Source organism: Burkholderia sp. M6-3 (assembly GCF_050858985.1).
GTDB lineage: Bacteria > Pseudomonadota > Gammaproteobacteria > Burkholderiales > Burkholderiaceae > Paraburkholderia > Paraburkholderia caledonica.
This window is the reverse complement of the sequence record NZ_CP110091.1, coordinates 3,222,062-3,236,477: the sequence shown is the minus strand read 5'-3', so window position 1 is coordinate 3,236,477 and position 14,416 is coordinate 3,222,062. Positions and strand designations below refer to the sequence as shown.

Genomic DNA, 14,416 nt, shown 5'->3' with positions numbered 1-14,416 from the left:
GCTCCTCGTGCATCGTCCTCAGGCCGCGCGCGTCGGCGTCTTCAGCGCCGTCTGCTCGATCACGCGCGCGAGCGTGTCGAATGCCGGTCCGATCTTTTCGTTCGGCACACACGCGTAACCGAGCAGCAGTCCGCGCATGGCGGGCGGATCGCTGCTGTAGTAGCTCGCGAGCGGCCTCACGATCACGCCAGCGTCGAACGCTGCTGCCGTGACCGCGCGATCGTCGGCATGATCGGGCAGTCCGAGCACGAGATGCAAACCGGCCTCGTCACCCATGACGGGCAGTTCGGTGCCAAACCGCGCGGTAATCGCATCGATCAGAATCTGCCGGCGCTCACCGTATAACGCTCGCATTCGCCGGACATGCGAGGTGAGATGGCCGTCCATGATGAAGTCTGTCATGACCGCCTGCTGCATCAACTGACCTTCGCGATACAGTTCGGCGATGCCCATACGGAACGTGTCCACGAGATGCTCCGGCGCGATCATGTAGCCCATGCGCAAGCCGGGAAAAAGCATTTTGCCGAGACTGCCGACGTAGATCACCTGACCTGCGTCGTCGAGACCTTGCAGCGACGCTAGCGGCCGGCTGCCGTAGCGAAACTCGCTGTCGTAGTCGTCTTCGATGATCCACACGTTGTGCTGGCGCGCGTACTCGAGCAGCGTGCGGCGGCGCGCGAGGCTCATCACCATGCCAAGCGGATATTGATGCGACGGCGTGACGAGCGCGAGACGCGGCGGTTGCTGCAAATCCTGCTCGCGCGGATTGAGGCCTTCTTCGTCGACCGGCACTGGAACGAGTGTGATACCCGATGACTGCAGCACGCTGCGCGCGCCCCAATAGCACGGCTCCTCGACCCACGCGCGGTCGCCGACGTCGGTCAGCAATCGAACCGCGAGATCGATGGATTGGTGAATACCCGTAGTGATGATGATCTGATCAGGCGTGCAATTCACCGAGCGCGCGACCCGCAAATAGTCGGACAACGCGCGGCGCAGCGGCCGGTAGCCGCCGCCCGGCGCATAGGTGAGCAGATCGGGATTGGCTTCCTTCCATAAGCGCGCTTGCAGGCGGCTCCAGGTTCGCGCCGGAAATTCGGCGACGTCGGGCACGCCCGGCATGAACGCGCCCCACTGTTTTGCAGACACGCCCGCCTGACCGATCAGGCGCCGGCCGCGATTGGACAGATCGTTCAGATCGCGCTTTGCCGTCTTGCCCGGAACCGCGACAGGCCTGCCTTCCGTGTCCACTGCCGTGACTGCTGGCTTGCGCCGCGCGTTGACCGCGGCTGTGTCCGGCTGCGTATCGGCGACATATGTCCCGCTGCCGGTGGTCGAGATCACATAGCCTTCGGCGGTCAACTGGTCGTACACGTGCAGCACCGTATTGCGCGCGATACCGAGGTCTTCGGCAAGCGTGCGCGAGCTTGGCAGCTTGGTGCCCGGCGGCAACTGGCCGGCGAGGATCGCCTGCTGCATCAACCGCAAAGTCTGCCGGTAGATCGGCTCGGCGGCCGCGCGATCAAGCCTGGCGGCGAGCCAATCCGACAAGATGATCGTATCCAAGTGGTTCTATCCGGAATAATGAAATGGTTCCATATTGTAGAACCGTAACGGTCTATAGTGGGCCACGCAATCGATGCAAGCCCGCTGCTTATCGAAGGCAGCCGGCCGGACAGGCAGAGGAGACTACGGCGATGAAAACGGATGAAGTGATCGTCAGCTTTCGAGGCGTGCGCAAGACGTACGACGGCGAAACGCTGGTCGTCAAACAACTGGATCTGGACATCTACCAGGGCGAATTCCTGACGCTGCTCGGGCCGTCTGGTTCCGGCAAAACAACCTGCCTGATGATGCTCGCGGGTTTCGAATTCCCCACCGGCGGCGAGATCTGGCTCGACGGCACGTTGCTCAACACCGTGCCGCCCCACAAGCGCAACATCGGCATGGTGTTTCAGAACTATGCGCTGTTTCCGCATCTGACAGTCGAGCAGAACGTCGCGTATCCGCTGACGGTGCGCAAGCTATCCGCCGAAGAGCGTACTCATCGCACCAACAACGCGCTGAAGATGGTGCGCATGGAGAGCTTCGCGAAGCGGTATCCGGCGCAGCTTTCCGGCGGACAGCAGCAGCGCATCGCGCTCGCGCGGGCGCTCGTGTTCGAGCCCAAACTCGTGCTGATGGATGAACCGCTCGGCGCACTCGACAAGCAGTTGCGCGAACACATGCAGTACGAACTGAAGTCGCTGCACGAGAAGCTCGGCGTGACGTTCGTGTATGTCACCCACGATCAGGGAGAGGCGCTGACCATGTCCGATCGCGTCGCCGTGTTCGACAAAGGCATCGTGCAGCAGCTCGACACCGTGGACCGCCTGTACGAATCGCCGTGCAACGAGTTCGTCGCAAACTTCATCGGCGACAGCAACAAGCTGCGGGGCACGATCGCAAACGTGGACGGCGAGTATTGCGAGTTTCACCTTGTCGACGGTACGCGGCTGACTGGCCGCAACATCGGCGGCGCGCGCGCGGGCACGCCGGCAGTTGCGTGCATCCGTCCTGAACGCATGAAGCTGGCGAGTCACGGCAACGGCGCGCCGCGAGCGGGTGCCAATGCGCTCAGCGGCGAAGCGCGCGGACTCATCTATTTTGGCGACCACGTGCGCATGCGTTGCGGCTTGCCGCAACAGGACGAGTGCTTCGTCAAGGTGCCGCTCGGCACCGATGCGCTCAATACGTTCGCACCTGGCTCACCAGTCGCACTCGAGTTTGCGCCCGAGCATCTGCGGGTATTCGCGGGGGGCGTGATTGCGTGAAACGCGCGCATGATTGCATGAGAAGAGCGGTCAGCAGCACATAAAAAAGTTGCATGAATGATGCTTGAAACCACCACCAAAGGAGAGCAACACACCATGAGCAAGATCGGGAAATCGCGCTGCGCCGTCGCTGTCGGTGCTGTGGCGCTCGCGCTCGGCGCGGCGCAGGTCAATGCGGCCGAACTGACGGTCGTGAATTTCGGCGGCGCGAACGGGGACGCGCAAAAGGCGGCCTTCAACCAGCCGTTCGAGTCGCAGAGCGGCAGCAAGGTGACCGCTGTCGAATACAACGGTGAGCAGGCCAAGGTCAAGGCGATGGTTGAGGCCAAGCACGTGAACTGGGACGTGGTGGAGGTCGAATCGGGCGACATCGGCCGAGGTTGTGACGAAGGTCTGTACGAAAAGCTTGACTGGTCGAAGATCGGCAAGAAATCGGATCTGATTCCGGAGGCGCCGCAAACTTGTGGCGTCGGCTTTTTCGTGTGGTCGACGGCGCTCGCGTATAACGCCGACAAGCTGAAGACTGCGCCGTCGGGCTGGGCCGACTTCTGGGACGTGAAGAAGATCCCCGGCAAGCGCGCGATGCGCAAGGGCGCGCGTTACAACCTCGAATTTGCGTTGATGGCCGACGGCGTTGCACCGAAAGACGTCTACAAGGTGCTGGCGACCAAGGAAGGCCAGGACCGCGCATTCAAGAAGCTCGACGAGTTGAAGCCGAACATCCAGTGGTGGGAAGCGGGCGCGCAGCCGCCGCAATTCCTCGTGGCCGGCGACGTGGTGATGTCGACGGCGTACAACGGCCGGATCGATGCCGCGCAGAAAGAAGGCAAGAACCTGAAGGTCGTGTGGAACGGCAGCATTTACGACCTCGACTATTGGGGGATTCCGAAGGGCTCACCGAACAAGGCGCTCGCCGAGAAGTACATCGCCTTTACGATTTCGTCGAAGCCGCAGCAGGACTACGCGCACCACATCGCCTATGGTCCGGTGAACGTGGCGGCGATCAAGGCGCTCGACGCGAAGACGCTTGCGAATCTGCCGAACTCGCCGGCCAACGGCAAGAACGCGGTTCTGCAGAATTTGTCGTTCTGGACGGACCATGGCGACGAACTGGAGCAGCGTTTTTCGTCGTGGGCTTCGAAGTAGGAAGCGGGTCATGTGAAGAAGCGCGCGCAGGGATGAGTCCGGCGCGCGTGGGTTTCGAGGCATGGGACGGCAGTAAGCGCTAAAGCGCTAACTGCCGTCGACAGCTCTGCATGGGACGGCAGTAGGTGCTAAAGCACTAACTGCCGTCGACAGGAGAACGGGTGTGACTACGATGACGATCGCCGCCGATTCGACGCCGGAATCGACCGGCCGGCTCAAGCGTGAACTGAAGGCCGCGGAAGCGAAAAAGCGCGCTACAGCCTTGCTGCTCATTGCGCCGCTTGCGATTTTTCTGCTGCTGATCTTCGTCGTGCCGATCGGCGCATTGCTGACACGCGCTGCGCAGAATCCGGAAGTCGTGAACGCGTTGCCGCATACGCTCAGCGCATTGAGCACGTGGGATCGCAAGACGCCGCCGCCCGACGCCGCATACGCCGCGTTGGCGACCGACCTCACCGCGATCGCCGACAGCGACGGCATGGGTGCCCTCGCGCGACGGCTCAACGTGGAGATTCCCGGTTACCGGTCGCTCGTTGCCAAGTCGGCGCACGCCATGCCGTTCGTCGACGACAACAACAAGCCGTTGCAACTATCTCCGGCCGAGTTCCACGCGAAGTTCGCCGAACTGGACGAACGCTGGAGCAACATCGCGTACTGGCAAGCCATCGCGAAGAACGGCAGCCCGTATTCGCCGTTTTACCTGCTTGCTTCGCTCGACCATAAGCAGGACGCGTTCGGCCACATCATTCCGACCGATCCCGACCAGCAGATCTATCTCGCCGTTTTCAGCCGTACTTTCGTGATTGGCGCGGCAGTCACTCTTTTTGCACTGCTGCTCGGTTACCCGCTTGCTTACTGGATTTCGACGCTGCCTGAGCGTCGCGCGAATCTCGTGATGATTCTCGTGCTGATTCCGTTCTGGACATCGATCCTGGTCCGCGTCGCCGCATGGATCGTGATCTTGCAGAGCGAAGGGCTCGTGAACAAAGCGCTGATCGGTAGCGGCTTACTGCACGATCCGCTGGCGCTGCTGTTTAACCGCACGGGTGTGTACATCTCGATGACGCACATCCTGCTGCCGTTCATGATCCTGCCGCTTTATAGCGTGATGAAGTCCATTCCGCCCACGTATCAACGCGCGGCGGTCTCGCTCGGCAGTCATCCGTTCGCCGCATTCTGGCGCGTGTATGTGCCGCAGACTTATCCGGGCATCGGCGCGGGCGCGTTGCTGGTTTTCATTCTGGCAATTGGCTACTACATCACACCGGCGCTGCTCGGCGGACCGAACGACCAGATGGTCAGCTACTACGTCGCCTACTTCACCAACGTGACGATCAACTGGGGCATGGCATGCGCGCTCGGCGGGCTGCTGCTTGCCGCCACGCTCGTGCTGTATGCGATCTACGGACGCTTCACGCGCTCATCGCTGAGCCTTGGCTGAACGGAGCCCACCGCCATGAAACTCGCCAAGCCCCTCTTTGCGCCACACACGTCGCTGATCGAGCGCGTATGGTATTTCGCGTTGCGCGCACTCGCCGTGCTCACGCTGCTGTACCTGATTCTGCCCGTGCTCGCGATCGTGCCGCTGTCGTTTTCATCGAGTACTTTTCTGGTATATCCGATTCCGGGCTGGTCGCTGCGTTGGTATCAGAATCTGATTGCGTCTGATGAGTGGCGGATGGCGGCTAAGAACAGTTTTATCGTTGCGCCATCCGCGACGGTAGTCGCCACCGTGCTGGGCACACTCGCGGCAATCGGGCTCACCAAAGCGAATTTCCGCGGCAAGGGGTTGCTCATGGCAATCCTCATTTCGCCGATGATCGTGCCGGTCGTCGTAGTGGGCGTCGGCATGTATCTGTTCTTTGCGCCGCTCGGTCTCGCCAATACGTATATCGGCCTGATTCTCGCGCACGCGTCGCTCGGTGTGCCGTTCGTCGTGACGACGGTGGCCGCGACGCTGCAGGGTTTCAATTACAACCTCGTGCGCGCGAGCCTGTCGCTCGGTGCGAATCCGGTGAAGACGTTCTTCCGCATCACGCTGCCTGTGATCGCGCCGGGTGTGATCTCAGGCGCGCTGTTCGCGTTTGCGACATCGTTCGATGAAGTCGTCGTCACGCTATTTCTCGCCGGCGCCGATCAGACGACGCTGCCACGACAAATGTTCACCGGCATCCGCGAAAATATCAGCCCGACTATTGCGGCGCTCGCCACCATCCTGATTGTTTTCTCGACCTGCCTGTTGCTGGCGCTCGAGTGGCTTCGCGGCCGCAATGCGGCACGGGCAATCAGGGCATAAGCGTGGGCCGGCGTGTATCGCCACGTTCATTGAAGCAGCACGCCATTCGACAACTCTTGACATTGTTCTAAGATTCATCCCATTCCGCGGGCTTGTCCGTCTCGTCATACTTTTATCCCTCGATAAGAAGATGCGCGAGACGCAGACATTTAATGAAAACCCCGCTAACCGTGCTTGTGCGCGCTGACGCTGACAGCTTGCGCGGACCACGCCGCGCGCGAACGGCTCGGTATCCAGGATTCCACTTTGCTTACATCCGGCGTTGGCGCTTCGCAAGACGAGGCCGCAGGCGCCGCCAACCCGCAATGGGTCCAAACATACGCAATTGTCCATAACGGCGCTTCGGCGCTGGCCTCGTTGCAAGCGCGGCTCGACCGCATGCCGCCGCAACCGAACGGTTACTTTCGCGCAAAGGCGCAATGCTGGATCAACGCTGCTCAACAAACGCGGCAAGCGGGCGACCATTGGGGTTTCGTCGAAGAAGCCATCGGCGAGGCGGCGGTCATTACCATGGGCCTGGAAAGCGGCACACCGGTATCCGCCGCTAATCCTGCGCTGCGCACCGCGTCCACTGTGCGTCCCGATCTTTGGCAGATCGCCAATACCATCAAGTCGGATCCCGCCGTCGCGTCGTGTCACGAGGCGCAACCGTCGCTGGCGTGCGCCGAAGTAGGGCTCATGCAAGCTGGACACGACGCGTGGATGCGAAGCTTCTCCAATGCCGAAAAGCGTCTCTCAGATATTCAGGACAACTTGCGTAAGTCGGCTGAAAGGGTGTTGCAATGCAAGCAGGACGTCGCCACGAGCGCAACGACGGCGAATGCGAAGTCGCCTAGGACAGTCACGTTACGCGCCGATGCCTTGTTCCGTTTCAACGGCGGCAACGATGTCGCAATGCTGCCCGCCGGAAGGCGCGCGCTGGACAGGGTGGCACGCGGGCTAAAGACAGATGCGACGCCCGGCGGTCTGACAATCACCGGCTACAGCGACCGTCTCGGCGACAACGCGCGTAACCAGAGCTTGTCACTGCAGCGTGCAGAAACGGTAGCGCGGTATTTGCGCACTCGCGGCGTTACCTCGCCGATTGCGACTCGTGGCCTGGCCAGCGCAAATCAACTGGTCGAGTGCCGGCAAACCAGGCGTGATGATCTGGTGCGATGTCTCGCACCGAATCGCCGGGTGGAGATCGAGCTCGTCGTTGCCACTCCCTAACGTGCCTTTGTATCGCCGCCGGGCGTCATAGTCCATCACGCATGTGGCGCATGGCAGCAGACGGCCGCAATGAGCTGCAAGGGCCGTATGGACCGCAACCGGCAATGGATGTTTTTCAGGAGGAACGCAACACATGTCAACTATTCTGATTATCGACGACCACCCAGCGTTTCGGATGATCGTCAGGTTGCAGCTAATGCAATTGCTGAGCGTCGAACAAGTGATCGAGGCGGACAACGGTCAGACCGCCGTCGAAATGGCTCGCCAGCACAAGCCCGACCTCGTCATTCTGGATCTCGACATTCCGCGCATCAGCGGACTTGACGTTATTCCGCGACTCAAACTCGTGCATCCGTCCATCCGCGTGATGGTGCTGTCAGGGCACGACCCCGCCACTTTCGCGCCGCGCGCAATGCGCTCGGGCGTTCATGGTTTCGTCGGCAAATCGCAGGAAATGAAGGAGATCATGCGCGGCGTGGAGGCGGTGCTCGCAGGCTACGCCGTCTTTTAGCAACCTAAGTCGTGTCAAACCAATGTTGGCTAGTGGCGCACGCCGTCCAGTGGCTTCACTTGACAGCCAAAAGTGTCAAGCTAATGCCCACGTGGTGGCCGTGCTTTGAGACCACCCGGAATCTCGTCGTTCATCGTTTTCGACGGACAACGTTGCTGCTGACCATCTGCCTAAGTTCCTGTCTCAGCGCATACAACTGCTGTTCGGAAGATTCCAGGTTACGTCCCAATTGTTTGTTCTCGTCACGGATAGCTTCGAGTTCCTTTTCCAACAGGAGCTTCTCGTGAAAGAGCTTGGCATTTTCTTGCCTCATGTTCTGCAATGTCTTCTCAAAGCTATCATCGTCTTTGATGCTAGCCCCGTTGCCGCTTTGGCTTAGCTTCTTGTCACGAAGCGCTCGGGAACGAGCTATTCGCGTGACACGTGTGACCACCCATCTGCGGCCGGGGCTGTAAAGCACCTGTCGGGAGCAATGAGCCATACGCGACACCTGTGCGACCGTAGCCTCTAAGTGCGGGTCGGAGCGAATCTGAAGCAAAGCCGCCTTCAGCGCAGCGGTGAGTCGGTCATACTCAGTGTCTTTGTATTCTTGGAGTCCGCTGTTCATGCCTCGTCCAATTGTTCCAGCATGCTGAGGTAAGCGTTGCGCAGTCGTTGCAGCCTTTCCTTATCGACGACGTCACCCGATGCCATCGCCTCGTCACATTTCTCTAGGCGAAGTTTGATTGCAGGGCGGTTGTATGCAGGTACAACCGAGTTGGAACAGTCGAACGGATTACACTGCAAGTCGCCCAAGCATGGCGGAGTGCTCGAGACACGTTCGCTCAACAAATTTAAAGAACAGAATCCGATGCCTGAGGCATACACTGACACATGCGGGGCAATCTTTGCGATAAAGTCCTCTCGCTCCTTTCCTTCAAGTCCCATGCCGGCAAAGTACGCCTCCACTTTTTCGCGATGTAATTGCGCTCCCCCTCCGGCGAATGCGCGTTGCGCACCGAAAAGACTTCTCGCCTGCTCTGTCTTGATACGGGCGACGGCGTCGACGCCAACAACGGTCGACAACAAGGTTCGCGGATAGTTACCGTATCGCATGGTGATGTCAGCAGGAAGCCCGCGCAACGCACGTTGAGAGGACACAGCCAGATGTTTCAGTTGCATAGACGCGTAGGGCATCTTTACGTGCATGCGCGCCATCTGCTCGGCTAATCCCTCGCGGAACTGCTGAGGGGTTAACCTCCATGAGGCGTAGCGGCCTGTACGAACAACGGCGCGGAAATATTCCTGCATGCCTTTCGCGATTGCTATAAGGCTAGGTGGTCTTTGTGTCTGTATTGAGCCTAACGCGGGCTGCATTGTCGGTTGTCGAGCGAGGAACGACGAGCCGTCGATTGCCGACAACAGTTGCAAGCAATTCATCGCATCGACGAGGGCATCCGTCGCCACCCAACGGTCACAATCGACAGCATTTGCGAGTGGCCGATGCTTCGAAACGGTAGTCCTTATATAGGAGTGTCCATCCTTCGAGAACAGCGCCTTTTTGCGCAGAAGTCTAAGTTCAGAGGCTCGCATGCCCGTGTACAGGGCGACAAAACTAAGTGCGGCACTGTGAACAAGCCTAAGATAGACGACAAAGAGATGTAGCGTGAGGCCGAACTCCGCCTCAAACCGTTTCTTAAACTGCTTTCGCTTCTCATGGCTTAGCTTCTTCGCTGATACTTTCGAGGCGTAGTCTTTGTACTCATTGAACGCGCGCGAAAGTTTTCCCTTGTACGCCATGGCCTCGCTAACCGGCAGCAGTTGCGCGCAATCCGGGGAGCGCGCTGGGCAGTCGATGAGATTTAGAAAGACCAAAACGGTTCGCTGTGAGACTTGGGACAGCATGCCGAATAGTTCTGACGGGAGACCGACAGTAGCGTTTGCGTCGGAGCTCCCATGATGTAGCGCGCGAAGGTGTTCGAGGCGGAGCGAAGGCTGGCCACCGGGAAGGTAATCGGCGACAGCCGGATGGGCCAACTTCTTCAAAATTGCTTTGACGATAGTGCGCGATTTGACGGAGTCAATCATTGACCTCCATTCGGATGCTGTGACATCTGAAAAGTAGCCGATGTGCCTGAGATTCAAATACCTAGTCATTGCGCTTATCAAACGCTTCACTTCGGCTACGACAGTCTTCGGTTTCACTCCTCGCTTTGAGTAAAGAACAAAATGCCTGTTTATGCAGACGTATGTCAGCACCTTAAATTCGGTTATGAGACTCTCTCTCATGACGTCTCGATAATCGCTCCAGTGAATTTCCACTTCGCAGCGATAGTCAAGAGAGTTTCGTAGGCTGTCGTCGTAATATGACCAGCAGTCGTCGGAGAAGATGCTAGCAGGTGAAACGGCCGTGGTCGGCGCTATCCTCTTGACTGGTTGGTACCGATTTGAATCACTTGTGGCGGGTGAAACCACTGCGGGCAGGCTAATGATAGAGGAAGTCATCGTGAAGCTCGTCTATGAAGTATTTTGACTGTTCGTCGGCACGTTTCAGTGTGTCCGCAGAGAAGAGGAAATCTGGGGAGAGCACCTGCCGAAGCACGGAAATCTGTCTTTGATACAACTGGTCACGTAAGGGCTCGCTCCCGAGACCCTTGTCCAATTCCAGTTCCAATACGTACAGATGCTTGAAGAGGCGTGGAATGAACTGCTCAGTAATAACCACGTGCTTGCATGTCAGGCACATGCTGTAGTATCCGCACGCTTTTCCCTCCTCGAAGTTCGTGGCACGCCTGATGCGCTCCGGTGGGTTGAAAGGGTCGCGGCATCCGCAGAGGCCGCTGGTTGGAAAAACACGAATGGTTGCGGACGAATTGGGCTCTTGGGCCGCTCCCGTTTGTACGTCGTGGTGGTTCTTCCGAATCTGGTCTAGCTGATACCTCATCTCGCGCTCAAACTGGGGTTCGAGCCCGTGCTTGTCCAGATAGATGGCTGTTGTGAGTACGGAGCGGTGTCCAAGCAGTACGGCTAAATCGAAGATGTCGAATCCCCTCTTGACCATTTCCGTGACAAGAGTGGGTCGAAATCGACTGATATTTACAACTCGAGTAGGGTCCCTGATATCGCGCTTTTTTCCATTGAAGAAGAACTTTAGACTCCATTTGGAAACGCCGTCGGTGGTCAGTGGGGCAACCGTCCCCAGTTGACCTCCCCCGCGAGGCTCGTACAAAAGCAGAAAGTTTCGCGCATCCGGGGCGGCTCTTTCGACCAAGGGCGCGGTAAGAGCGAGAATTCTTTGGACCGTCCTTTCGACCACGATGCTTTGCTTGGAATTCAGCGGTCGGACACACCTGACCGGCGCGTCTTTGTCTTCAGAGACTTCAATCGCATCATCGTCGTCAAGAAGGGTTACAGGAAGACGCTTTTCTCCGGTCGACCGTGATTTCCAATAAACGATGTAGTTTTGCCCAGTCAGTGCGTCGTCCTTAACGAAGCAATCCCGCGTCAGGGTGAGCAGACACTCCGCGTTCAGGCCGGTCTCGCTGGCGAGCTTGTAAAGAAGGGGAGTCACGATGTCGTGGTCTATGTAAAGAGTGGTCCCCATCGAGCGATACCAGGACTCTACGTCGCCGTACCTCGCTCTAACTGCGTCGGCCAACGGAGAGCATTTGCGGCCTAGCTCTGTGCTTGGAAGAGGCTTGCAATGCATGACGTTCTCGAAGTACCAGACCATGTTGTCGGGCTCTGAGAAGTTCATTGGCTTCATGCGTGGGTCTTCTCCCTGCGCAGCATGAGTTGGCAGGGTAACTGACGTCTGTTCCTGCGCGGCTGCGGTCCTGAGAAACTGGTCCCAGGTTCCGAAGGCTTTCGTGACTGATTGATAGAAGTAGTGGTGAGTCCGCTCAACCTGTCGTCGAGTGACCGAACGATTGTCCACCACATTCCGCCAATACCACAAAAGGTCTTCCTGCTTGTGGAAGGTTGACGCTTTACCAAACGGGGCAGTGCCTCTACCCGTAACTTGATAGCCTTCGCTGAGCTTCAACGACCACTGGATAGCAGGTTGCAAAGCCTCCAGCACAACCCGGAGCTCCTCGTCGGAATACGATGACCGCAAGAACGTCGTGCGTTTTCCGGGCGGACGAGAGAGAGCATAAACGGGAACATCGATGTAGTTGTTCGCATAGGCGTAGTCCATAACCACTTTCATGCCGCTCACGAGCTGACGAACCGAGTGGGGTGAAAGGGAGCCATCCTTATCGGTCGGATTACAGAATTCAATCCAACGCTGGAAATCAGCAAGCGCGTCTTCGTGCCAGTCAACGACAATGTCGAGGGGATGCTGAGCACCAAGCGTGGCGGCGACGAATTGCCTGTAGTGCTTTGACGCGTAGCCCAGCTTCTTTTTCTTGTCTCTCCCGGCGCTTCGGAACATGCGAGAAACTAGATAGTCCAGCTGAGCGAAGGGCTCATCGGCTTTTGGCTCAGGAAGGTGCCGTTCGATGCGTGTCGGTGTTTTCATTTCGCGTTATGTCCGCGGCGTTCAAGGTGCTTGCGCGGCGCCTTGAACGTGGCAAGGTCAATTCGTTTAGCTTGTTCGTACTTGCTGAAAGTGTTGTCCTTTGATTCTGCAAGTTGCCGCGGAACCATGGTGGCGTACGGGTCGCCGGCTTCCAGTGACCTATGGCACAGGCACTGTTGGACAAGGACTCGTCGCTCCATGTAGTCCGCACCCAAATCGGTAGAACGCAAGACATTGCACGCAAACGAATGCCGCAATACGTGAGGACTTATCTGAACTCGCCGTTTTTTGCCGCTGCCGCTGTCGAACATGCGGGGTTCGTCGAGATTGAAGCCCGCGCGGGAAGCCGCGGCCCGCATCTGCTTTGTGAGATTCTGTCTCGTCCAGGGTTGACCGGTCGCCGATAGAAAAACGAGGTTCCCAGATGCATGCCTGGAGGGATACCGCTTCCTGTATGCGGAGTCGTTGTTGTGATAGCGCTGCACGCGGGCCAGAACAGGTGTTGAAAGCAAAGTTATCTGCTCTCGCCTACCGTTTTTTCGCTGCTTGTTGGCCGCCAGCTTCATCAAGACATGCCCACCGGCGGCTGCCACTTCGTCGGGAAGAGAGACATTGGTCAGCTGCACTACCTGTGTGATTCGGATTCCGGTGTCGAAGATAAAATGCACTAAAGCGCGCTCACACTCGTTATGCAGATTGTTCAAAAGAGAAATCATCTGATTCTCTGTGAGTTCCTTAGGTAGATAGCCGTATCTCCCGCTTGTAATCTTTCGCGTATCCCTATAAGGGCCGTCTTTCAGTGGGCGATGTAGAGAACCATTGGACTCGTCCATGAAAACAAGTAACTTGAAGAGTGTCATCTCGCGCGAATGCACGGTCGTCTCTTCGAGGCGCCTTCCTACTTCATAGTTGACATATGTTTCGACGTGGTTTCTATTGAGGAGATGGACCTTCCTGTCAAAGGGAAGCTTCGGGAATATCATGCATTCGTGCATGGCATTCGCTATGTAGCAAATGTTCCTTGCTTGCAGTCTCAACGAGGAGTCCTTGAGCTCAGCAGTGTTGAGCCAGACACTTGGGATTTCCATAATCCGACCGTCGACGTCGAAGACGGTGATGCGCTGTTTTCCTTCAGTGGTCTCGATGAGTGGGTACGCACCGACATAGCGACTGTTCGTCGAATTGTTTTGCGAAACCAGGTTCATTGACGTGCTCCGACCATATTAAATGTGATTAGGAGTGCAAGATATATCTGAGACGATTGCGTCGAATTGGGACGCCAATTTCCTACGACACGTTTTTTCAAGTAATGAGGGATTTTCCTGGCTGGCTCGCACCAAGGTGTCGACGTCTAGTTTCTGTGTTGGTCAGACCACATGTACTGTTGCTGTCGTTAAACACGGACATTTCGTGAAACTCGCTGGTATGCAATGCGACCCAGCAATCAGTTAAACGGAATTTGGAGCGAGCAATGTCGGTTGCAATACGTAGCGTTTCAAACGGGCGTTAGTTGGCGTCCGTCCACCTCGGGTTTCTCTAGGGGGAGTGTCGTGATTTCGCCACATCTGAATTCATGCAACGTTTGGCAGCACGAAGCACAAGCCGTCCGGCGTTGTCCAGCGCGAAGCAGCGGGCGCGGCGTTTCGGTCAGCGCGATGTCAGCCTTTTGCGTTCCCGGAGTAATGTAGACGAGAACGAGGGTTGCCGACGGATTTCCCAGCTCGAACGTTGCTTGATTTAGCGCTAGGTCGCCTTCGCGAGATGCGTATCGGCGTGGTCTTCGGGCTTCGATAGTGCTGGATTGTAGAGTCATAGTTGGCGAAGAGTTCGAAACTCACGTGCATGGACTCCAAAGCTATTTTCTTTCGTCTGAGAGGCTTGCAAGATTTTTCTGGAAATTTCTGACTTTCCAGTGCGCGGTTTTATAAAGGCGAATA

Annotated in this window: 9 protein-coding genes and 2 pseudogenes; 6 read left to right on the top strand and 5 right to left on the bottom strand. The window is 57.7% G+C overall.

Annotation, left to right across the window (positions count from 1 at the left end):
* Positions 1-18 precede the first annotated feature (18 nt).
* Entirely contained in the window at positions 19-1,566 is a 1,548-nt protein-coding gene (gene pdxR / locus OH764_RS32065; protein WP_498849995.1) for an aminotransferase-like domain-containing protein, read from the bottom strand.
* Positions 1,567-1,697: 131 nt separating this feature from the next.
* Between pdxR and OH764_RS32060 the strand changes: the two genes are divergently transcribed.
* From OH764_RS32060 to OH764_RS32035, 6 genes and pseudogenes are all read left to right on the top strand, one after another.
* Positions 1,698-2,813 carry an ABC transporter ATP-binding protein gene (locus OH764_RS32060; protein WP_498849994.1) on the top strand — a complete coding sequence of 372 codons (1,116 nt, stop codon included), beginning with the start codon at positions 1,698-1,700 and terminating at the stop codon, positions 2,811-2,813.
* Positions 2,814-2,909: 96 nt separating this feature from the next.
* Positions 2,910-3,959, top strand: coding sequence for an ABC transporter substrate-binding protein (locus OH764_RS32055; protein ID WP_440783621.1), 1,050 nt, complete (start codon positions 2,910-2,912; stop codon positions 3,957-3,959).
* Between the two features lie 163 nt (positions 3,960-4,122).
* Entirely contained in the window at positions 4,123-5,400 is a 1,278-nt protein-coding gene (locus tag OH764_RS32050; RefSeq protein WP_498849993.1) for an ABC transporter permease, read from the top strand.
* Positions 5,401-5,415: 15 nt separating this feature from the next.
* Complete coding sequence (locus OH764_RS32045; protein ID WP_027779949.1) at positions 5,416-6,255, top strand: ABC transporter permease; 840 nt, start codon at positions 5,416-5,418, stop codon at positions 6,253-6,255.
* Positions 6,256-6,407: 152 nt separating this feature from the next.
* Positions 6,408-7,467 (top strand): annotated as a pseudogene (locus tag OH764_RS32040) (OmpA family protein).
* Between the two features lie 133 nt (positions 7,468-7,600).
* Positions 7,601-7,975, top strand: a pseudogene (locus tag OH764_RS32035) (response regulator); the annotation flags it as partial.
* Between the two features lie 133 nt (positions 7,976-8,108).
* Here the strand turns inward: OH764_RS32035 and OH764_RS32030 are convergent.
* From OH764_RS32030 to OH764_RS32015, 4 genes are read right to left on the bottom strand one after another with little or no spacing between them, the layout of a single operon-like run.
* On the bottom strand, positions 8,109-8,585 hold the full coding sequence (locus OH764_RS32030; RefSeq protein WP_498849992.1) for a hypothetical protein: 477 nt from the start codon (positions 8,583-8,585) through the stop codon (positions 8,109-8,111).
* Positions 8,582-10,462: a hypothetical protein gene (locus tag OH764_RS32025; RefSeq protein WP_498849991.1), complete on the bottom strand. Its 1,881-nt coding sequence runs from the start codon at positions 10,460-10,462 to the stop codon at positions 8,582-8,584. The genes OH764_RS32030 and OH764_RS32025 overlap by 4 nt, the downstream gene beginning before the upstream one ends.
* Positions 10,443-12,479 (bottom strand): site-specific integrase, encoded by a 2,037-nt coding sequence (locus tag OH764_RS32020; protein ID WP_498849990.1) that lies wholly within the window; start codon positions 12,477-12,479, stop codon positions 10,443-10,445. The genes OH764_RS32025 and OH764_RS32020 overlap by 20 nt, the downstream gene beginning before the upstream one ends.
* The gene (locus OH764_RS32015) at positions 12,476-13,684 is read right to left on the bottom strand and encodes a tyrosine-type recombinase/integrase (protein ID WP_498849989.1); all 1,209 of its coding nucleotides are present in this window, start codon (positions 13,682-13,684) and stop codon (positions 12,476-12,478) included. Before OH764_RS32015 ends, OH764_RS32020 begins: the two co-directional genes overlap by 4 nt.
* Between the last annotated feature and the right edge of the window lie 732 nt (positions 13,685-14,416).